This window comes from Paenibacillus sp. FSL R7-0302, from assembly GCF_038006885.1.
Taxonomy (GTDB): Bacteria; Bacillota; Bacilli; order Paenibacillales; family Paenibacillaceae; genus Paenibacillus_AQ.
In genome coordinates this window covers 1363255-1384955 of sequence record NZ_JBBOWB010000001.1, presented here as the reverse complement: position 1 = coordinate 1384955, position 21701 = coordinate 1363255, and the positions used below count along the sequence as shown (strand labels likewise).

Below are 21701 nucleotides of genomic sequence, written 5' to 3'. Positions count from 1 at the left end.
ACCTCTTCAATCAGGATCATCCATCTCTACCACGAGATCGATTAGCATGATTCTTTTCAATTCGTCCCTGTCCAGATACGGATACATATCCTCAATAGGCCTATTTACAACCAGCTTGGGATAGACGTCGGTTGTTCTGTCCACCTTAACCTCAATAAATGCCGGTCCCTTAGTACTTAAGAACTGTTCAAGCTGATGAATATCATCCGTGTTATTCATTTGAAAGGCCGGAATGGTATAAGCTTTAACAATATCGATAAATGAAGGATTAGGATTTACTGTAGACTGTTTCCTGCCCTCAAAATACAAATTCTGGAACTGCCTCACCATTCCCAGAGAGCTATTATTCATAACCACTATTTTAATGGGCAGATGCAGCCGGACAACCGTATCTAATTCCTGTATGTTCAATTGAAAGCCACCGTCTCCCGCAATGACGAGAGTCTCGTCCCCTGTTGCTAAGCAAGCTCCGATGGCTGCCGGCAAGGCGAATCCCATCGCCCCCATCCCGCCGGAATTGAGTAGTCTTTGGTTCCCGGACAATAAGAATGACTGCGATGCCCACATCTGATGCTGTCCCACATCCAGGCAGATTGCCTTGAACTTCGCAGATCTGGAGGACAATAGCCCCATGAAGCGGTTAGGTTCAATTTCATTGGCACTCGGAGTGAAAGAATACGTAGGATATTGCCCTTTGAGACCGGCAATATATGCTAACCACTCAGTGATATCCGGCGGGTGATACCCGGTTAGTGCAGAATCCATCCGTTCCAGGAATACCTTCAGATCAGACTTGATGGCAAGTGTTGCTGCAACCTTGCTGTTAAGCTCATTATGATCAATATCCACGTGGATCATTTGGGCCCCACGCCCAAAGGTATCCGGTCTGGTTCCGGTCTGCCTGCTGTCGAGTCTTGAACCGAAGATGAGCAACAGGTCACAATTAGCAAGAATCAGATTGCTGTACCGGTTACCATAGGATCCTATCAGACCTGTATACAGCGGATGATCATGCGAGATCACATCAAGCCCCATTAATGATGTAACTATGGGTATTCCTGTCTTGCCAATGAATCGGGACAGTGCTGCTGCAGAATTACCGGCTCTTACACCACCGCCCGCTAAGATCAGCGGTCTCTTGGCTGCACCTAGCATCTTAATAACATCTTCAATGACAGAATCGCTTACGTCCCCTGAATCTTTCATAAGCGCTTTGTACTCTTTGCTATTGTAGAAGCTATTCAGAGTCTCAGGCTCAACCTGTGCCCGTTGAAGATTCATCGGAATGTCTAATAAGACTGGCCCTGGCCGGCCATGCTGAGTCAGAACTATTGCCTTCTCCAGCTCATACCTGATCTGATCCGGCTCTGTAACCATGACAGCATATTTAGTCAACGGCTTCGCTACGCTGACAATATCGGTTTCTTGAAACCCTATTTGTCTTACTTGCCGCTCAAATTTATATTCGTAAGTGTTCACTTGTCCCGTGATAAACAAACAAGGAACTGAATCGAAGTAACAACTGCCTATTCCGGTAAGCAAATTCAATGCCCCCGGTCCACTTGTGGCCATAACCACACCGAGCTTCCCGTTCATCCTGGCATAAGCTTCAGCCGCAAAAGCACCTGCTTGTTCATGGCGAACCGAAACACATTCGATATCATTTCTAACCGAAACGGAATCAAGTAGATGGACAATGGCTCCGCCTATAAATTCAAAGACATGCGATATGCCTTGTTGCTTAAGATAATCTATTACATAATCAGATACCTTCAAGCACACTCACTCCTTACATTAATGGTCTTGAATCAGATATACCTCAGTTCGCAGTAAGGGATTCTTCGGCTATGCTTGATAAGTATTGTCCATACGCCAGCTTGTGCAGCGGCCGGGCCAGCTCCAGAAGCTGCTCTCTGGTGATATACCCCTTGTTGAAAGCAATTTCTTCTATACAGGCTACGTACAGCCCCTGCCGCTTCTGGACAGTCTCGACCAGATTGGCCGCCTCTAGGAGCGATTCGGGCGTTCCGGTGTCCAGCCAGGCCATTCCCCGTCCTAAGCGTTCCACGTTTAATTGCTCTCTCCTGAGATATTCCAAGTTAACATCCGTAATCTCGATTTCACCGCGCCAGGAGGGCTTGATATGCCTGGCGATCTCAATTACCTGGTTATCGTAGAAGTACAATCCCGGCACTGCATAATGCGAGCGGGGATACAGAGGCTTCTCCTCCAGCGTAACCGCTTTGCCCGAACTGTCGAATTCGACAACACCGTAGGCTGACGGATCTTGCACCCGGCAGCCGAAGATCGTGGCGCCTTCTTGCCGTAGGACGGCCTTTTCCAGAATAGAGCCGAAGCTCTGCCCATAGAAAATATTGTCGCCTAGAATCATGCATACCTGATCCGTGCCGATGAATTCTTCCCCGATCAGAAACGCCTCCGCGAGTCCGCGCGGCTGCTCCTGAACCGCATATTGAAGTGATATCCCCAATTGTTCACCACTGCCCAGCAAATCCTGGAACAGCCGGATATCCCGACCGGTGGAGATCAGCAGAATATCCCGAATGCCCGCCAGCATAAGGACGGACAGCGGATAATAGATCATTGGCTTGTCATATACCGGCAGAATCTGCTTCGAGATCGACTTCGTCAGCGGATGCAGCCTCGTTCCCGAGCCGCCCGCAAGAATAATTCCCTTCACTCTGTCCACGCTCCTGCTCTTAATGGCTTTTGTCTTTGTCCACTTGGTATAAAGTGAAGAACAACTCTCCGTTTCCTGAAGCTGCGGGAGTTGTTCTTCGGGTATTGCTTGTGCACTACAGAATTCCCCTCTTATTTGCTCTGTGTCTTATAGGCTCCGCTGGAGAGCGTATAGGCTAGCGGCTGATTATTAGCTTCAGGTGGAAGATCGAAGGTCCGGACGGTCAGATCATCCACGTCTACGCTGTATATATGCTGGGTTCCGATTACGACAACGAAACGGCTGTCCCTCGTGAAGTTGATTCCGCCCTGGTGAGTATAGTCTGTCATTGGAACGGTCCGTGAAGTTAACTCTGTGGTCGAGAACAACCTTAACTCACTAGTTCCCTGGATACAGATCCACTGCTCATCTGGTGAGAGCACCATAGCAAATTGGCCTTCCGGACCTGGGTAAGTGCCCACATCTTCCTTATTTCGAAAACGGGTGATTCCTGTCTCTAAGGTTGATTCTAATCCGGTACCCATTACATAAGAATCACCGTTCTCCAAATGAAGTACACCCGAAGTTACAGCAGCATTGCCGTTAATAGATTGTTCAATGAAAAAACTAAGCGGCGACCAGGTAAAATAGTAACCATATCTATTGGGAGTAAACCAAACCTCCATATTAACAGGTGTAACACCCAGCGGGTTGGAGAAGGAAGGCGGCCCACCCGATAACTCCTGCGCATATGCGAACATCCCGGTAATTGAACCTGTTGCAATCTCATAGGCATAGACCGTAGGTATATAAGCAACCTGGTTTGTGTAGACACAGAAGAAAACATAACGGCTATCAGGAGAAGCAGCGGAGAAGAGAACGTTGGATCCAAAATTAGTCAAGGTTCGGACCGTCTTCCTGTTCACAAGATCGTAGATCTGAACCTGGGGACTTGCTTCATCCGAGATGAAGAGATATCTCTCGTCAGGCGTCAGCAGCAAGTCGGTAGCGACCATGCCGGGATTCAAATCGACTCCCCAGTCCACGGTTTGTGCATTCGTATTGAACCGGTACAGTCTATCCTTCACCGCATAGTAAATATCACTGCCATGTGTAGCGGCATAGGCGGCCGTCAAGGGAGATTGGATATTGGGGTCCATCGGGACCGATTGTACTTGACCTACCAGAGCGTTGAGCGTCTGAACCCCGCCTGCAGCGAGGAAATAAACATTTTCATCTTGAGGATATGGTGTCTCCCCTCCCACTACCTCAGCCAACAAATACCGACTCTCAGCCGTCAGAGAAAAATTGCTTGGTACAGCAAAGTTTATCGCAACTTGTACTGAATACACTCCATTTCCAGGCTCAGGGGCATGGGTGAAGCTGAACGGATACTCTACACTGGCCCTCTCGTTAGGATTAGGCTGGCCGCTGCCATAGCCTTGCACAATGGACCGTAAGTCATACCACTTAATGGCTGTACCATTATAGAGTATTTCGATAGTCACCGGAATTCTGACCGCAACCGCAAGGGGCAGATAAGTGAAACGGAGATTCCCCGACAATACTACATTCTGTTCAGCCTCTGTTTGCAGAGATGCCAATTGGAGAACGGTCTGAGGAGTAGCTGTCAACACAATCGGATCTGTGGTGTATTGGTACAGGGCCGGAGGCAACACTGCTCCTGTTATACCCGTTGGACCAGTGGGTCCTGGCGGGCCGTCGGGGCCTTTCCCGCTAATGCCCGTCATTCCCATGGCTCCCCGTGCCCCTTCGGCACCCGGGTCACCCGTCGCTCCCTTAACGCTGTCACCGGTTGCTCCTGTCAATCCCGGACCGGTTGCTCCGGTCGGCCCGAATCCTGTCTGACCAGTAGGTCCTGTTGGGCCGGTCGGCCCGAAGGCGACTCCGCCGGTGATGCTTGCCGTTGCTCCCGTCTCCCCTGCATCTCCGGTAAGTCCTGTCGCTCCGTAGCCGGTCGGGCCAGTCGGGCCATTCGGACCTCCATCGCCGTCAAAGCCCGGATAGCCTGTGTTCCCCGTTGGCCCGGTCGGGCCGGTCGGGCCAGTAATGCCTGAATCCGCTCTCGCCGATTCCACCGTAGCGATAACGGCTACAGCTCTACCTATCAATGGATCGGGCTTGATATTGATGTAGCTTACCACTCTGGCTGTTATCGTGTAAGCATACGTACCTGGATTGGCCGGATGGATGATCGTGACCTGCATCGTTCTGGCCGTCTCCTCAAGACCGGCATGAGCCAGTGTAACCAATTGGGTGTGGATCAGGCTCCCGGAGCGCGACGCCTCTAGTTCAATCCGCAGCAAGGATGGGCCGGAGGTGATACTCTGGAACACAATCGGAATCTGAAAGGTAACATGCGCCTGAGACTGCGACGCAGCGATTTCGAGTGTCTCCGCCAGACGGACCACAGGTCCTGGCATTCCTAGTGGAAGAGACGTTAGGGTTGACATAACTTCACCACTCCTTTAAATTGTTACGGACTTCAGGTGTTAGTAGGAAGCACGGTGGCGGTTAACGCTGTTTGATAAATGTATATACCCCAACTCACCTGGGTGTCGCCGGATACCAGCACAGTGAGTGTTAGTGTAGTCGCCGGACCATTGTACATCACAATAAACGGTGATACTTGTCGGAATTCAGCAGGTTCAATTCCTTGTGTCTCCTTATAATCATTATATTGATACAGCATATTCCCTGCATGATCAGTAAGGGAGAACATTACTCCTAATCCCGGACCAGGTGTTGGATAAGGTGATATCATGTCTAATTCTACATAACCCTCTATTTGACAGCGTTCAGTCTCCGTAAGCGTTACGGGGAGCGTGGCAAGTACCGAAGGTTCGTTAATTATAATGGGAAGAGCATTCAGATGATAAAAGTATCTCAATATGGGAATATAAGCTCCTGCCGGAGGATCTCCAGCAGGCCCCTTGGCACCAGCCGGACCCGGGTTTCCTGTCTCCATGCCCGGCGCAGGCGCACCGGTGTAGCCGGTTGGGCCGGTAGGTCCGGCAGGTCCGGGGTCTCCCATAATCCCAGGACCGGTCTCTCCGGTAGCCCCCACTCCCGTCGCTCCCGCGGGTCCAGGATTTCCTGCTCCCTGTATCCCCGTCTCCCCGGTGGGACCCGTGGACCCTTCAACATACACCGTCGCTCCCGGTGCTCCCGTAGGGCCGGTCGCTCCAGCTGGACCGGGGAGTGATGGACCCTGCTCCCCCTCCGATCCCTCAGCCCCCCGCTCTCCGGTCAGACCGGTCGGGCCGGTCGGGCCGGTCGGGCCCGGCGGACCGATCGGGCCGTTAAAGATCACCGGCCCGGGACCCGTCTGCAGCAGCGGCGAGCCGATCAGAATATCGGAAGCGATATTCTGAGAATGAAGCAGTTTCAGTCTCAGCTCGTAACGATGGATACCCGCAGGCAATGAATCGCTGAAGCTAAGGATCGCTTCTGTCTGGACTGGACCCGCGGTGATCGCCTGGGATTCAATGAATACATCCCGGACGGTCACGAGGGCGTTCGCTCTCCATAGCTCATATTCCAGGTGCACATGGTAAGTGCCCGGGCCCAGGATATCCAGCAACAAGGGAACAGCCAGCCGCAAGTCCGCGTGTTCATCCGGCTGTTCTACATCCGTACGTATTCCCGATAGAACCACTATATTGCCGCTTCCCAACGGAAGCGACGAATAGATCTCCGTCACGTTTGCTCAACTCCTTTTTTTCAGATGCTTGTTTTAATTACCTTTTTGAAACACTCTTGCCGTAGCGTTAAATGATTGGTAGGAAACGGGTGTATTTCGGGTTATTCGGGACATGGTAGCTGAGAGATTGTAATTATTCTGACCAAGCTTCGGATTGGGATCTATTACATAAAATGCCAGAGATTGCTCAGATGGAATGGAATTGAAGGACGGATTATTTGAATAGTCATAGATCAAATTCCAGCTATGTCCACCAATAGTTATAAGATTATCCTTTATTACAAAATAATTAAGTTGATTGCTGTATTTAAAATCCGGTGGGTTCCCATAACTAATCTGAAGTGTTCCCGCAATGACCACACACTGATCTGTCGAGTCTATCCATACTGGCGGAAGTTGACCCACAATTCTTCCTTCATCCGGGCTGCTCGCCAGCAAGGTGTCGCTTACGGACATCGGCAACGCCCGGCTTGGACCCGTTGCACCTGTAGGCCCAGTCGGGCCAGTCGGGCCTGTAATGCTCGATCCCGGACCCGTCGCTCCGGTCGCTCCCGTTGCCCCGGTCTCCCCTGCCGGTCCAGGCGCCCCGTATCCGGTTGCACCGGTCACACCGCTCCCCGTTACTCCCGTCGGCCCGGTACTCCCTATGCCGTCCAGCCCCGTATTTCCGGTCGCTCCGGTGATACCTCCCCCCACATCTTCCACTGCCCCTGTCGGACCGGTGGCTCCCTTCGGTCCTTGTGTTCCTGTCGTGCCGATCCCTGTCGCCCCCGTCGGACCTGTTGTCCCTGTAGGACCTTGGACTCCCCGGGTAGGACTCGGTGCCCCTTTCACTCCTGTGGGGCCGGTTGGACCGATCTCCTCTGCTGCCACCGGTAACCCTTGTACCGATACCACAGGGGCGCCGATCAGAGGATCTGCCTCCATATTCTGAGACGACAGAACCCTCAGCTCCAGTTCAAACCGCTGTGCGCCTTCCCCGAATTTGCCTCTCACACTTGCATTCACATCGGACAGTACCGTATCCCCGGCGGTGCCGCTCCCGATATACGGATCTGTGAGCGTACGAAGCACTTGCCCGTCCTTTAGAACCGATAATTCCATAATGATGTGATAACTCCCCGACACTCTCAGCTTGAACGCCAGCGGGACGCTGAACTCTATTTGGGACAAAGGATGGCTCTCTTCCAGCAATACTGGACTTTCCAGCCGGATCGCCTCTCCCGGACTTCCCAGTGGAACCGGAATCCATGATGACATCTCGTCACAACCCTTCTGTCGATTTCTATTTGTCTTGCCTTCTGCAGGACGACAACTCTGCACATAGTATCTCTACATTCAGCTTATGCCGCAGGTAGATTGTCCAAGTCCGCTATATATCAGAAATTTAAATCCACTTAGTCCGGCAGCACAGTATATTCTAGCCGACTCAACAAAGACGCCGAAATTGGATTCCCGGCGCCTCGCTGCTCTGCTCATATAAGTGCAATGCAACCACTCTACTCTTTGAAGTTCTCCGGGCTTCAGGTGTTAGCAGGAAGCACGGTGGCGGTTAACGCTGCTGTAAAATACCGCATGGACCACTGATCCTGAGGATTGCCGGATATAAGCACAGTAAGCGTTAACGTTGTAGAAGGACCTTCATACATTACAATAAAAGGAATCACCTGCTCAATATTGAAATAATCACTCGGTTGTTTTTGCCAATAATCACTATAGTTGTACAGCACATTCCCGGCTTGATCAGTAAGCCTGACGACCATCGTTAACCCCTCGCTATTTAGTACTCCGATCATTTTATTAATATTGATGTCCGTGTAGCCCTCTATTTGACATTGTTCATTCTCTGTAAGGGTTACAGTAAGGGTGGCAATTACATGGGGAATGTTAAGAGTGAACTGATTATAATCATCAAACAAACTGTATCTCAATATGGGAATATTAGCTCCCGCCGGAGGATTTCCAGCAGGCCCCCTGGCACCAGCCGGACCCGGGTTTCCTGTCTCCATGCCCGGCGCAGGCGCACCGGTGTAGCCGGTTGGGCCGGTAGGCCCGGCAGGTCCGGGGTCTCCCATAATCCCAGGACCGGTCTCTCCGGTAGCCCCCACTCCCGTCGCTCCCGCGGGTCCAGGATTTCCTGCTCCCCGTATCCCCGTCTCCCCGGTGGGACCCGTGGACCCTTCGACATACACCGTCGCTCCCGGTGCTCCCGTAGGGCCGGTCGCTCCAGCTGGACCGGGGAGTGATGGACCCTGCTCCCCCTCCGATCCCTCAGCCCCCCGCTCTCCGGTCAGACCGGTCGGGCCGGTCGGGCCGGTCGGGCCCGGCGGACCGATCGGGCCGTTAAAGATCACCGGCCCGGGACCCGTCTGCAGCAGCGGCGAGCCGATCAGAATATCGGAAGCGATATTCTGAGAATGGAGCAGTTTCAGTCTCAGCTCGTAACGATGGATACCCGCTGGCAATGAATCGCTGAAGCTAAGGATCGCTTCTGTCTGGACTGGACCCGCGGTGATCGCCTGGGATTCAATGAATACATCCCGGACGGTCACGAGGGCGTTCGCTCTCCATAGCTCATATTCCAGGTGCACATGGTAAGTGCCCGGGCCCAGGATATCCAGCAACAAGGGAACAGCCAGCCGCAAGTCCGCGTGTTCATCCGGCTGTTCTACATCCGTACGTATTTCCGATAGAACCACTACATTGCCGCTTCCCAACGGAAGCGACGAATAGATCTCCGTCACGTTTGCTCAACTCCTTTTTTCAGATACTTTGCTCAGTTTCCTTTTTGGAATACTCTTGCCGTGGCGTTGAACGATCTGTAGGAAAAGGTTGTATTAGGCGATAATTCGACAACCCTAACAATTGCCCTGTAATTATTCAGACCCATCCGCGGATTCTCATCGATTGCATAGAATGCCAGAGATCGCTCGGAGGGAATGGAATTGAAGGATGGATTATTTGAATAATTATATCTCCAATACCAGTAAAAGGAGGTGTTCACATCGGTATTACCATCCTTTTGCACACCATAATTAATGCCGTTATTGTATATAAAATTCTGGGGATTTCCATAGCTAATCTGAATGGTTCCCTGAATGATCACACACTGATCTGCCGAGTCTACCCATACCGGCGGAAGCTGGCCAACAACCTCTCCTTCATTCGGGCTGCTCACCAGCAAGGTGTCGCTTACGGACATCGGCAACGCCCGGCTTGGACCCGTTGCACCTGTAGGCCCAGTCGGGCCGGGTGGGCCTATAATGCTCGATCCCGGACCCGTCGCTCCGGTCGCTCCCGTTGCCCCAGTCTCCCCTGCCGGTCCAGGCGCCCCGTATCCGGTTGCACCGGTCACACCGATCCCCGTTACTCCCGTCGGCCCGGTACTCCCTATGCCGTCCAGCCCCGTATTTCCGGTCGCTCCGGTGATACCTCCCCCACATCTTCCACTGCCCCTGTCGGACCGGTGGCTCCCTTCGGTCCTTGTGTTCCTGTCGTGCCGATCCCTGTCGCCCCCGTCGGACCTGTTGTCCCTGTAGGACCTTGGACTCCCCGGGTCGGACTCGGTGCCCCTTTCACTCCTGTGGGGCCGGTTGGACCGATCTCCTCTGCTGCCACCGGTAACCCTTGTACCGATACCACAGGGGCGCCGATCAGAGGATCTGCCTCCATATTCTGAGACGACAGAACCCTCAGCTCCAGTTCAAACCGCTGCGCCTTCCCCGAATTTGCCTCTCACACTTGCATTCACATCGGACAGTACCGTATCCCCGGCGGTGCCGCTCCCGATATACGGATCTGTGAGCGTACGAAGCACTTGCCCGTCCTTTAGAACCGATAATTCCATAATGATGTGATAACTCCCCGACACTCTCAGCTTGAACGCCAGCGGGACGCTGAACTCTATTTGGGACAAAGGATGGCTCTCTTCCAGCAATACTGGACTTTCCAGCCGGATCGCCTCTCCCGGACTTCCCAGTGGAACCGGAATCCATGATGACATCTCGTCACAACCCTTCTGTCGCTTGCCTATTTTCCTTGCTTCTGCAGAACGACAATAATGTACAAAGTATCCCTACTTTCAGCTTATGTTGCCGATAGATTGTCCAAGTCCGCTATATGCAGGATATTTCATATATCCGCTTGGTCCGGTAGCATGGTAATAGCAACTCTTAAAAAGCGAACAGCCTGATAGGCTCCGGGGCCGCGCAACAAAAGCGCCGAAATAGACTTCGGCGCCTGGCAGCACTGCTCAAATATATTAATTGATCCTGATAAGCTGGATGTTACCATTGAAATTAGCATCTTCTGAGATAGGTTCTCCGCTGTCATTGAACAGCCCCACACCCTGGACTCCTGTTGTCGCCATAATAGTCCCCCCGGACACAGTTGCAATAGCATCTACTATAGCGGAAGTTGCACCTCCGCCCGGGACTGCGGAAATTTTCGTTCCATTTGCCGGATCCGTGTAATATAGCTGAAATATCATAGGTGCAGGAGCAGCTAGGGCAGGATTCACACCACTCGCATAAAATTGCACTAAAATCGTAGCATCTGCCGGAAGTACAAAGTGATTATTATTAGGAGCAGCGTTAAGCACAATTTCTCCGCTTGCCGGACCCGGGTTAGTCCATGGTACGGCATCTCCGGAACCTATTGTTAAGCCGGCAGATACTGCAGAGTTATAGTCCGCGAAGAAAGCAACGCCAGTCTCTCCGGTCAGCCCGGTCAGTCCAGTCATCCCCGTCTCTCCGGTCATTCCTGTAACTCCAGTAGCTCCTGACTCACCGGTCAGTCCCGTAAAGCCCGTCACTCCAGTATCCCCTGTAAAGCCTGTAGGTCCTGTTACACCTGTGGCGCCAGTCTCTCCAGTCAGTCCCGTAAACCCGGTTATTCCGGTCTCTCCAGTAGGGCCTGTAAAGCCTGTAACACCGGTATCTCCGGTTAGCCCTGTAGGTCCAGTCTCTCCAGTAGGTCCTGTAGAGCCTGTTGGACCTTGATCTCCTGCAATTCCTTGATCTCCTTGGGGGCCTTGGGGACCTCCAGGAGCACCAGTCACACCCGTTGCTCCTGTAGCACCTACCAATATAGAAGCGGAGAGCACGGTCTCCAACTTGTTCGTGAGAATAAATTCCTTCTTGACAATGTCACGCATCATATTTCTCACACTATCATTCATGGCCAGGACATCGCCAATAGTCGCCTCAGGCGCTGTAATTCCCGGCAAGGTTCCCAGGATGTACTGCAGCTTCTCTCCTTCAGCATTGATGATATGACTAAGCCCCAATTCTTCCATAGCAATGGAAGACAACAGCAGGTTAACGGCATCATCCCGGGTAACATTTATCGTCGGGGTGATATTAGGCAGGTTAGCCTGAGACATGGAATCAGCTCCTCTGAATAAGATGGTTAGAGCAATTTGATAATCGAAATCGTGGCTGAGAGATCAGTCAGTCCCGCAAAGCTGATATTATTCAACAGCAGTGAATTGGGATTCTCAGTAATATCTGTAGGAAAAATACTTCCACCTGCAACCACATTGGGAGCTGCCGAAATAGCAGATATTGCTTGGCTCCCAGCTATGGGGGCTCCGTTGAGCGATAGCGACAGTCCCATTACCTCACCGGTCTCTGAAACAGCATGTGCCGAATATTGAACATAATATATCGCAGGCTCAGGGTTAGCAACTTCACCATTGTTCAATAAACTAAATGATCCTCCGCCACCAAGGGTAATGCTATTGCTTAAATCGGGGAAGGTAATAGTATCAAAAACCACCGGCCCCCCATCAGCCAAAGTTGTCATAGTAGAAGAAGCCGCTAACCGGGCTGTTGAAGGTACTCCTGTAGCACCGGTCACGCCAGTAGCGCCGGTAACACCGGTCGCTCCGGTCAAGCCGGTTGCTCCTGTTGCCCCCGTCTCTCCCGTAAGCCCAGTGGCTCCGGTCAATGCCGTAGGTCCGGTTTCTCCTGTCAGGCCTGTGGCACCAGTCGCACCTGTAAGTCCTGACATGCCGGTAACACCGGTCCCCCCGGTTTCTCCTGTTACACCTGTAGCTCCAGTAGAGCCTATCAGACCCGTTAGACCAACAGTCCCCGTCTCTCCGGTAAAGCCCGTTGGCCCCTCCTCGCCGGTGTCTCCCAGTGGACCTGGCAGACCTCTTGGACCCTGTGGACCTTCAAGGGGGCCTGATGCTCCAGTTAATCCAGTAGCCCCAAAATCAGTAGGCGCTGCGAGCAGGCTCTCTAATTGGCTGGTCTGCAGCCAAGCGCTTTTTACGGTTTCCCCCAACATATTCCTTACGCTCGTAGTGACATCATAAAGATTGGAAATGTTGATGACCGGAGCGGTTACTCCCGGGAGAGTACCCAGCACATATTGCATCTTCTCTCCTTCCGCATTGATAACATGGCTAAGTCCCAATTCTTCCATAGCGATCGCTGATAACATCATATTAATAGCATCGCTTCTGGTGAGAGAAATGGTTGGTGTAATATTCGGCATATTGGCCTGAGACAAATCAATCCTCTCCTTTCTTGATTAGAATAGTCCATCATATGCCGTTCGTAACAAATGGTTCATTAATCTGTCCAGGCTATTTATAGAAAATCCAAAGCATCCATATTCCTATATAAAGGAAAATAAGGCCAGCCTAAGTTTCGGCTGGCCTTATTATAGAAGCAGATGGATGAATAATTACTAGCTATGTGTATATTTTAACCAAGCAAGACAATAGTGACTTTGGCCGCAAAAAACGATGTAGGCATTCCTATAATTCTACTGGTTACGGAAGTCCCTTCAAACATAAGAGCCAATTGAACCTTTGTGAGTGCCTGAGCTTCAAGGATATGGGTTCCATGTACAATAGAGGTACCACTACTCATCGGAGCTGCAATTTGACTCAATGCTAAAGGAACACCGTCTATTATAAGCTCCAGACCAGCCGGTCTGACATTGCTAGATTGAATATTGGCTTGATACATAATCAGATAATTGCCGCTCTGTAGTACAAATTCATCGGTATCCTGACTCTCCGGCCCTATATAATCACCATTACTGGATTGATAAACGTAACCGAAATGAGGAATAGGGAAATGATCGGTGGAAGCCACAACACTTGGTACAATTGTACTAAAGACAAATTGGGCATAACTCTGCGACATGTATCCAGTCGGACCGACGATTCCAACCCCCGTAGCACCAGTTGGGCCTGCAAATCCGGTCGTTCCCGTTGCACCCGTAAAACCAGTTATTCCGGTTGGACCTGTAAATCCAGTGGCTCCGGTTAATCCGGTTAATCCGGTCTCACCGTTGTTCGGGGCGGGCGCGTCTTGTCCAGGCTTCCCTGTAGGTCCTGTTATTCCTCTAATTCCGGTAGGACCTGTTACTCCTGTTGATCCTGTTGGGCCTGTCGCTCCTGTCTCAACAACGCTTAATCCCGTGACTCCGGTTGGACCCGCTTGCCCCGTGGTTCCGGTCGGACCATCCAAGCCTGTCGTCCCCGTTGGACCATCCGGACCTGTGGTTCCTGTCGGACCGTCGAGTCCCGTGGTTCCCGTTGGACCATCCTGCCCCGTCGTCCCCGTTGGACCATCAAGTCCCGTCGTTCCTGTCGGACCGTCCAAGCCGGTGGTTCCCGTTGGACCGTCCAGCCCCGTCGTTCCTGTTGGACCATCCAGACCTGTCGTTCCTGTCGGACCGTCCAACCCGGTGGTTCCCGTCGGACCATCCAAGCCCGTCGTTCCCGTTGGGCCATCCAGACCTGTCGTTCCTGTCGGACCGTCCAACCCGGTGGTTCCCGTCGGACCATCCAAGCCCGTCGTTCCCGTTGGGCCATCCAGACCTGTCGTTCCTGTCGGACCGTCCAACCCGGTGGTTCCCGTCGGACCATCCAAGCCCGTCGTTCCCGTTGGGCCATCTAATCCTGTGGTTCCCGTTGGACCGTCGAGTCCCGTCGTTCCGGTAGGACCATCTAATCCTGTGGTTCCTGTTGGACCATCCAGACCTGTGGTTCCCGTCGGACCGTCCAACCCGGTGGTTCCCGTTGGACCATCTAAGCCGGTGGTTCCCGTTGGACCGTCCAGCCCCGTCGTTCCTGTTGGACCGTCCAACCCGGTGGTTCCCGTCGGACCGTCCAACCCGGTGGTTCCCGTTGGACCATCCAAGCCCGTCGTCCCCGTTGGACCGTCGAGTCCCGTCGTTCCCGTTGGGCCATCTAATCCCGTCGTTCCGGTAGGACCATCCAATCCTGTGCTTCCCGTTGGACCATCCAAGCCGGTGGTTCCCGTTGGACCATCCAGACCTGTGGTTCCTGTCGGACCGTCGAGTCCCGTCGTTCCCGTTGGGCCATCTAATCCCGTCGTTCCGGTAGGACCATCCAATCCTGTGCTTCCCGTTGGACCATCCAGACCTGTGGTTCCCGTCGGACCATCCAATCCTGTCGTTCCCGTTGGACCATCCAGACCTGTGGTTCCTGTCGGACCGTCGAGTCCCGTGGTTCCGGTTGGACCATCAAGCCCCGTCGTCCCCGTTGGACCGTCCAGCCCCGTCGTTCCTGTTGGACCATCCAGACCTGTCGTTCCTGTCGGACCGCCCAACCCGGTGGTTCCCGTCGGACCATCCAAGCCCGTCGTTCCCGTTTGGCCATCCAGACCTGTCGTTCCTGTCGGACCGTCCAACCCGGTGGTTCCCGTCGGACCATCCAAGCCCGTCGTTCCCGTTGGGCCATCTAATCCTGTGGTTCCCGTTGGACCGTCGAGTCCCGTCGTTCCGGTAGGACCATCTAATCCTGTGGTTCCTGTTGGACCATCCAGACCTGTGGTTCCCGTCGGACCATCCAAGCCGGTGGTTCCCGTTGGACCATCCAGACCTGTGGTTCCTGTCGGACCGTCGAGTCCCGTGGTTCCCGTTGGACCATCAAGCCCCGTCGTCCCCGTTGGACCATCAAGTCCCGTCGTTCCTGTCGGACCGTCCAAGCCGGTGGTTCCCGTTGGACCATCTAATCCCGTCGTTCCTGTGGGACCATCCAGTCCTGTGGTCCCCGTCGGACCATCCAGTCCTGTTGTTCCTGTTGGACCATCCAGTCCCGTCGTTCCCGTCGGACCATCCAGTCCTGTCGTTCCCGTTGGACCATCCAATCCTGTCGTTCCCGTTGGACCGTCGAGCCCTGTCGTTCCTGTTGGACCGTCCAGCCCCGTCGTTCCTGTTGGACCATCCAGTCCTGTTGTTCCTGTTGGACCATCCATCCCGTCGTTCCCGTTGGACCATCTAGCCCGGTGGTTCCCGTTGGACCGTCGAGTCCCGTTGTTCCCGTTGGACCATCTAGCCCGGTGGTTCCCGTTGGACCGTCGAGTCCCGTTGTTCCTGTTGGACCGTCCAGCCCTGTCGTTCCGGTAGGACCATCCAGACCTGTGGTCCCCGTCGGACCGTCCAACCCGGTGGTTCCCGTCGGACCATCCAAGCCCGTCGTTCCCGTTGGGCCATCTAATCCCGTCGTTCCCGTTGGACCATCCAACCCCGTCGTTCCCGTTGGACCGTCCAGCCCTGTCGTTCCCGTCGGACCATCCAATCCTGTGGTCCCCGTTGGACCATCTAGCCCGGTGGTCCCCGTTGGACCATCTAGCCCGGTGGTTCCCGTTGGACCGTCCAGCCCCGTCGTTCCTGTTGGACCATCCAGTCCCGTCGTTCCCGTTGGACCGTCGAGCCCCGTTGTTCCCGTTGGACCGTCGAGTCCCGTTGTTCCCGTTGGACCGTCGAGCCCTGTCGTTCCTGTTGGACCGTCCAGCCCCGTCGTTCCTGTTGGACCATCCAGACCTGTCGTTCCTGTCGGACCGTCCAACCCGGTGGTTCCCGTCGGACCATCCAATCCTGTCGTTCCCGTTGGGCCGTCCAGACCTGTGGTCCCCGTTGGACCATCTAGCCCGGTGGTTCCCGTTGGACCGTCCAGCCCCGTCGTTCCTGTTGGACCATCCAGACCTGTCGTTCCTGTCGGACCGTCCAACCCGGTGGTTCCCGTTGGACCATCTAATCCCGTCGTTCCTGTGGGACCATCCAGTCCTGTTGTTCCTGTCGGTCCATCCAACCCTGTTGTTCCTGTCGGTCCATCCAACCCTGTGCTTCCCGTTGGACCATCCTGCCCTGTTGTTCCTGTCGGTCCATCGAGCCCCGTCGTTCCCGTTGGACCATCCAGCCCCGTGGTTCCTGTTGGACCATCCAGCCCCGTCGTTCCGGTGGGACCATCCAGACCTGTGGTTCCCGTCGGACCATCCAAGCCCGTCGTTCCCGTCGGGCCATCCAAGCCGGTGGTTCCCGTTGGACCATCCAATCCCGTCGTTCCCGTTGGACCATCTAATCCTGTCCTTCCTGTTGGACCATCCAGCCCTGTGGTTCCGGTCGGACCGTCGAGACCTGTCGACCCCGTTGGACCATCTAATCCCGTCGTTCCCGTCGGACCGTCGAGTCCCGTCGTTCCAGTGGGACCGTCCAGCCCTGTCGTTCCCGTCGGACCATCCAGCCCCGTCGTCCCCGTTGGACCATCAAGTCCCGTCGTTCCCGTCGGACCATCCAGTCCTGTTGTTCCTGTCGGTCCATCCAGCCCCGTCGTTCCGGTGGGACCATCCAGACCTGTGGTTCCTGTCGGACCGTCGAGCCCCGTCGTCCCCGTCGGACCATCCAGTCCTGTCGTCCCCGTTGGACCATCAAGCCCCGTCGTTCCCGTCGGACCATCCAGCCCCGTGGTTCCTGTCGGTCCATCCAGCCCCGTCGTTCCGGTGGGACCATCCAAGCCCGTCGTCCCCGTCGGACCATCCAGACCTGTGGTCCCCGTCGGACCATCCAATCCTGTCATCCCCGTTGGACCATCCAACCCCGTCGTTCCCGTTGGACCATCCAACCCCGTCGTTCCCGTTGGACCGTCCAGCCCTGTCGTTCCCGTTGGACCATCCAACCCCGTCGTTCCCGTTGGGCCATCCAGCCCCGTCGTTCCGGTTGGACCATCCAGACCTGTGGTCCCCGTCGGACCATCCACTCCTGTTGTTCCTGTTGGACCGTCGAGTCCCGTTGGACCGTCGAGCCCTGTCGTTCCTGTTGGACCGTCCAGCCCTGTCGTCCCGGTAGGACCATCCAAACCTGTGGTCCCCGTCGGACCATCCAATCCTGTCGTTCCCGTTGGGCCGTCCAGACCTGTGGTCCCCGTTGGACCATCCAGCCCCGTGGTTCCCGTTGGACCGTCGAGTCCCGTTGTTCCCGTTGGACCATCCAAGCCGGTGGTTCCCGTTGGACCATCTAATCCTGTTGTTCCTGTCGGTCCATCGAGCCCCGTCGTCCCCGTTGGACCATCGAGCCCCGTCGTTCCTGTGGGACCATCCAGTCCTGTTGTTCCTGTCGGACCATCTAATCCTGTCGTCCCCGTCGGACCATCCAGTCCTGTTGTTCCTGTTGGACCGTCGAGCCCTGTCGTTCCCGTTGGACCATCCAGCCCCGTGGTTCCCGTTGGACCGTCGAGTCCCGTTGTTCCCGTTGGACCGTCCAGCCCTGTCGTTCCGGTCGGACCATCCAGCCCCGTCGTTCCTGTCGGACCATCCAAGCCGGTGGTTCCCGTCGGACCATCGAGTCCTGTTGTTCCCGTTGGACCATCGAGTCCCGTCGTTCCGGTAGGACCATCCAGTCCTGTTGTTCCTGTTGGACCGTCGAGCCCTGTCGTTCCCGTTGGACCATCCAGCCCCGTGGTTCCCGTTGGACCGTCGAGTCCCGTTGTTCCCGTTGGACCGTCCAGCCCTGTCGTTCCTGTCGGACCATCCAGCCCCGTCGTTCCTGTCGGACCATCCAAGCCGGTCGTTCCGGTCGGACCATCCAATCCCGTCGTTCCCGTTGGACCATCCAGCCCCGTCGTCCCCGTTGGACCATCAAGTCCCGTCGTTCCGGTCGGACCATCCAACCCGGTCGTTCCGGTAGGACCATCCAATCCCGTCGTTCCCGTTGGACCGTCCAATCCCGTTGTTCCTGTCGGACCGTCGAGCCCCGTCGTTCCGGTCGGACCATCCAACCCGGTCGTTCCGGTAGGACCATCCAATCCCGTCGTTCCCGTTGGACCATCCAGCCCCGTCGTCCCCGTTGGACCATCAAGTCCCGTCGTTCCTGTCGGACCATCCAACCCGGTCGTTCCGGTCGGACCATCCAATCCCGTCGTTCCCGTTGGACCGTCCAATCCCGTTGTTCCTGTCGGACCGTCGAGCCCCGTCGTTCCCGTTGGACCGTCCAATCCCGTTGTTCCTGTCGGACCGTCGAGCCCCGTCGTCCCCGTCGGACCATCCAATCCCGTCGTTCCCGTTGGACCGTCGAGTCCCGTCGTCCCCGTTGGACCGTCCAGCCCCGTGGTTCCCGTTGGGCCATCCAGCCCCGTCGTTCCGGTGGGACCATCCAAGCCCGTCGTCCCCGTCGGACCATCCAAGCCGGTGGTTCCCGTCGGACCATCGAGTCCTGTTGTTCCCGTTGGACCATCCAAGCCCGTCGTTCCGGTTGGACCATCTAATCCTGTCGTTCCCGTTAGACCATCGAGTCCCGTCGTTCCGGTAGGACCATCCAAGCCCGTCGTTCCCGTTGGACCATCCAAGCCGGTGGTTCCCGTCGGACCATCGAGCCCCGTGGTTCCTGTTGGACCGTCCAAACCGGTGGTTCCCGTCGGACCATCTAACCCCGTCGTTCCCGTCGGACCATCCAATCCCGTCGTTCCTGTGGGACCGTCCAGCCCTGTCGTTCCCGTCGGACCATCCAGCCCCGTCGTTCCCGTTGGACCATCAAGTCCCGTCGTTCCCGTCGGACCATCCAGTCCTGTTGTTCCTGTCGGTCCATCCAGCCCCGTCGTTCCGGTGGGACCATCCAGACCTGTGGTTCCTGTCGGACCGTCGAGCCCCGTCGTCCCCGTCGGACCATCCAGTCCTGTCGTCCCCGTTGGACCATCAAGCCCCGTCGTTCCCGTCGGACCATCCAGCCCCGTGGTTCCTGTCGGTCCATCCAGCCCCGTCGTTCCGGTGGGACCATCCAAGCCCGTCGTCCCCGTCGGACCATCCAGACCTGTGGTCCCCGTCGGACCATCCAATCCTGTCGTCCCCGTTGGACCATCCAACCCCGTCGTTCCCGTTGGACCGTCCAGCCCTGTCGTTCCCGTTGGACCATCCAACCCCGTCGTTCCCGTTGGGCCATCCAGCCCCGTCGTTCCGGTTGGACCATCCAGACCTGTGGTCCCCGTCGGACCATCCACTCCTGTTGTTCCTGTTGGACCATCCAGTCCCGTCGTTCCCGTTGGACCATCTAGCCCGGTGGTTCCCGTTGGACCGTCGAGTCCCGTTGTTCCCGTTGGACCGTCGAGTCCCGTTGTTCCCGTGGGACCGTCGAGCCCTGTCGTTCCTGTTGGACCGTCCAGCCCTGTCGTCCCGGTAGGACCATCCAAACCTGTGGTCCCCGTCGGACCATCCAATCCTGTCGTTCCCGTTGGGCCGTCCAGACCTGTGGTCCCCGTTGGACCATCCAGCCCCGTGGTTCCCGTTGGACCGTCGAGTCCCGTTGTTCCCGTTGGACCATCCAAGCCGGTGGTTCCCGTTGGACCATCTAATCCTGTTGTTCCTGTCGGTCCATCGAGCCCCGTCGTCCCCGTTGGACCATCTAATCCTGTCGTCCCCGTCGGACCATCCAGTCCTGTTGTTCCTGTTGGACCGTCGAGCCCTGTCGTTCCCGTTGGACCATCCAGCCCCGTGGTTCCCGTTGGACCGTCGAGTCCCGTTGTTCCCGTTGGACCGTCCAGCCCTGTCGTCCCCGTTGGACCATCAAGTCCCGTCGTTCCGGTCGGACCATCCAACCCGGTCGTTCCGGTCGGACCATCCAATCCCGTCGTTCCCGTTGGACCGTCCAATCCCGTTGTTCCTGTCGGACCGTCGAGCCCCGTCGTCCCCGTCGGACCATCCAATCCCGTCGTTCCCGTTGGACCGTCGAGTCCCGTCGTCCCCGTTGGACCGTCCAGCCCCGTGGTTCCCGTTGGGCCATCCAGCCCCGTCGTTCCGGTGGGACCATCCAAGCCCGTCGTCCCCGTCGGACCATCCAAGCCGGTGGTTCCCGTCGGACCATCGAGTCCTGTTGTTCCCGTTGGACCATCCAATCCCGTCGTTCCGGTTGGACCATCTAATCCTGTCGTTCCCGTTGGACCATCGAGTCCCGTCGTTCCGGTAGGACCATCCAGCCCTGTGGTTCCGGTCGGACCGTCGAGACCTGTCGACCCCGTTGGACCATCTAATCCCGTCGTCCCCGTTGGACCATCCAATCCTGTCGTTCCCGTCGGACCGTCTAACCCCGTCGTTCCCGTTGGACCATCCAACCCGGTCGTTCCAGTTGGACCGTCGAGTCCCGTCGTTCCCGTTGGACCATCAAGTCCCGTCGTTCCGGTAGGACCATCCAGCCCTGTGGTTCCGGTCGGACCGTCGAGACCTGTCGACCCCGTTGGACCATCTAATCCCGTCGTCCCCGTTGGACCATCCAATCCTGTCGTTCCCGTCGGACCGTCTAACCCCGTCGTTCCCGTTGGACCATCCAACCCGGTCGTTCCAGTTGGACCGTCGAGTCCCGTCGTTCCCGTTGGACCATCAAGTCCCGTCGTTCCCGTCGGACCATCCAATCCAGTCGTTCCAGTGGGACCGTCCAGCCCTGTCGTTCCCGTCGGACCATCCAATCCCGTCGTCCCCGTCGGACCATCCAGTCCTGTTGTTCCTGTCGGTCCATCCAGCCCCGTCGTTCCGGTGGGACCATCCAGACCTGTGGTTCCCGTCGGACCATCCAATCCCGTCGTTCCTGTGGGACCATCCAAGCCCGTCGTTCCCGTCGGGCCATCCAACCCGGTGCTTCCCGTTGGACCATCTAATCCCGTCGTTCCCGTTGGACCGTCGAGTCCCGTCGTCCCCGTTGGACCGTCCAGCCCCGTGGTTCCCGTTGGGCCATCGAGTCCTGTTGTTCCAGGACCGTCGCGTCCTGTCGTTCCGGTCGGACCGTCGCGTCCCGTCGTCCCCGTCGGACCACCCAGCCCCGTCCTTCCCGTCGGACCCGCAAACCCCGTAGTTCCTGTCGGACCTGTAGTACCTGTAGTACCTTGTAGTACCTGTCGCTCCAGTTGGACCTGTAGTGCCTCTACCTGCGGCTCCTGTGCTCCCTCTCGCACCTTGAGTACCAGCTATCCCTGGAAACCCGGTGGTTCCTGTAGGTCCTGTAGGCAAATCCTGAGATAAGTAAGAAACGGCTACACATCCTATTTCAAGG

Annotated in this window: 10 protein-coding genes and 2 pseudogenes; all 12 read right to left on the bottom strand. The window is 56.0% G+C overall.

The window, feature by feature from the left end; translation table 11 throughout:
- Positions 1-6: 6 nt before the first annotated feature.
- A complete protein-coding gene (locus MKY96_RS05910; protein WP_340939142.1) occupies positions 7-1776 on the bottom strand; it encodes a thiamine pyrophosphate-binding protein in 1770 nt (589 codons plus the stop codon).
- Between the two features lie 43 nt (positions 1777-1819).
- Positions 1820-2701, bottom strand: a complete 882-nt coding sequence (gene rfbA / locus MKY96_RS05905; protein ID WP_340939141.1) for a glucose-1-phosphate thymidylyltransferase RfbA — start codon at positions 2699-2701, stop codon at positions 1820-1822.
- A gap of 1667 nt (positions 2702-4368) precedes the next feature.
- A pseudogene (locus tag MKY96_RS05900) lies at positions 4369-4809 on the bottom strand (collagen-like protein); the annotation flags it as partial.
- 377 nt (positions 4810-5186) lie between these two features.
- Positions 5187-6068: a hypothetical protein gene (locus tag MKY96_RS05895; RefSeq protein ID WP_445671472.1), complete on the bottom strand. Its 882-nt coding sequence runs from the start codon at positions 6066-6068 to the stop codon at positions 5187-5189.
- Between the two features lie 369 nt (positions 6069-6437).
- Complete coding sequence (locus MKY96_RS05890) at positions 6438-7664, bottom strand: hypothetical protein (RefSeq protein WP_340939138.1); 1227 nt, start codon at positions 7662-7664, stop codon at positions 6438-6440.
- A 263-nt stretch (positions 7665-7927) separates the two neighbouring features.
- Positions 7928-9148: a hypothetical protein gene (locus MKY96_RS05885; RefSeq protein ID WP_340939136.1), complete on the bottom strand. Its 1221-nt coding sequence runs from the start codon at positions 9146-9148 to the stop codon at positions 7928-7930.
- A 470-nt stretch (positions 9149-9618) separates the two neighbouring features.
- Positions 9619-10076: pseudogene (locus tag MKY96_RS33885) on the bottom strand (hypothetical protein); the annotation flags it as partial.
- A 31-nt stretch (positions 10077-10107) separates the two neighbouring features.
- Positions 10108-10407, bottom strand: coding sequence for a hypothetical protein (locus tag MKY96_RS05870; RefSeq protein WP_340939132.1), 300 nt, complete (start codon positions 10405-10407; stop codon positions 10108-10110).
- Between the two features lie 258 nt (positions 10408-10665).
- Positions 10666-11787, bottom strand: coding sequence for a hypothetical protein (locus MKY96_RS05865; protein ID WP_340939131.1), 1122 nt, complete (start codon positions 11785-11787; stop codon positions 10666-10668).
- A gap of 26 nt (positions 11788-11813) precedes the next feature.
- The gene (locus tag MKY96_RS05860; RefSeq protein WP_340939129.1) at positions 11814-12923 is read right to left on the bottom strand and encodes a collagen-like protein; all 1110 of its coding nucleotides are present in this window, start codon (positions 12921-12923) and stop codon (positions 11814-11816) included.
- 197 nt (positions 12924-13120) lie between these two features.
- Positions 13121-15001 (bottom strand): collagen-like triple helix repeat-containing protein, encoded by a 1881-nt coding sequence (locus MKY96_RS33880; protein ID WP_445671471.1) that lies wholly within the window; start codon positions 14999-15001, stop codon positions 13121-13123.
- Positions 15002-15402: 401 nt separating this feature from the next.
- Positions 15403-21603, bottom strand: coding sequence for a hypothetical protein (locus MKY96_RS05855; protein ID WP_445671419.1), 6201 nt, complete (start codon positions 21601-21603; stop codon positions 15403-15405).
- Positions 21604-21701 lie beyond the last annotated feature (98 nt).

What these genes read in the sequence shown, in the direction of transcription:
- MKY96_RS05890 (WP_340939138.1), bottom strand. Translation starts at nt 7,664, where the DNA reads ATGTCATCATGGATTCCGGTTCCACTGGGAAGTCCGGGAGAGGCGATC.
- MKY96_RS05870 (WP_340939132.1), bottom strand. Translation starts at nt 10,407, where the DNA reads ATGTCATCATGGATTCCGGTTCCACTGGGAAGTCCGGGAGAGGCGATC.
- MKY96_RS05865 (WP_340939131.1), bottom strand. Translation starts at nt 11,787, where the DNA reads ATGTCTCAGGCTAACCTGCCTAATATCACCCCGACGATAAATGTTACC.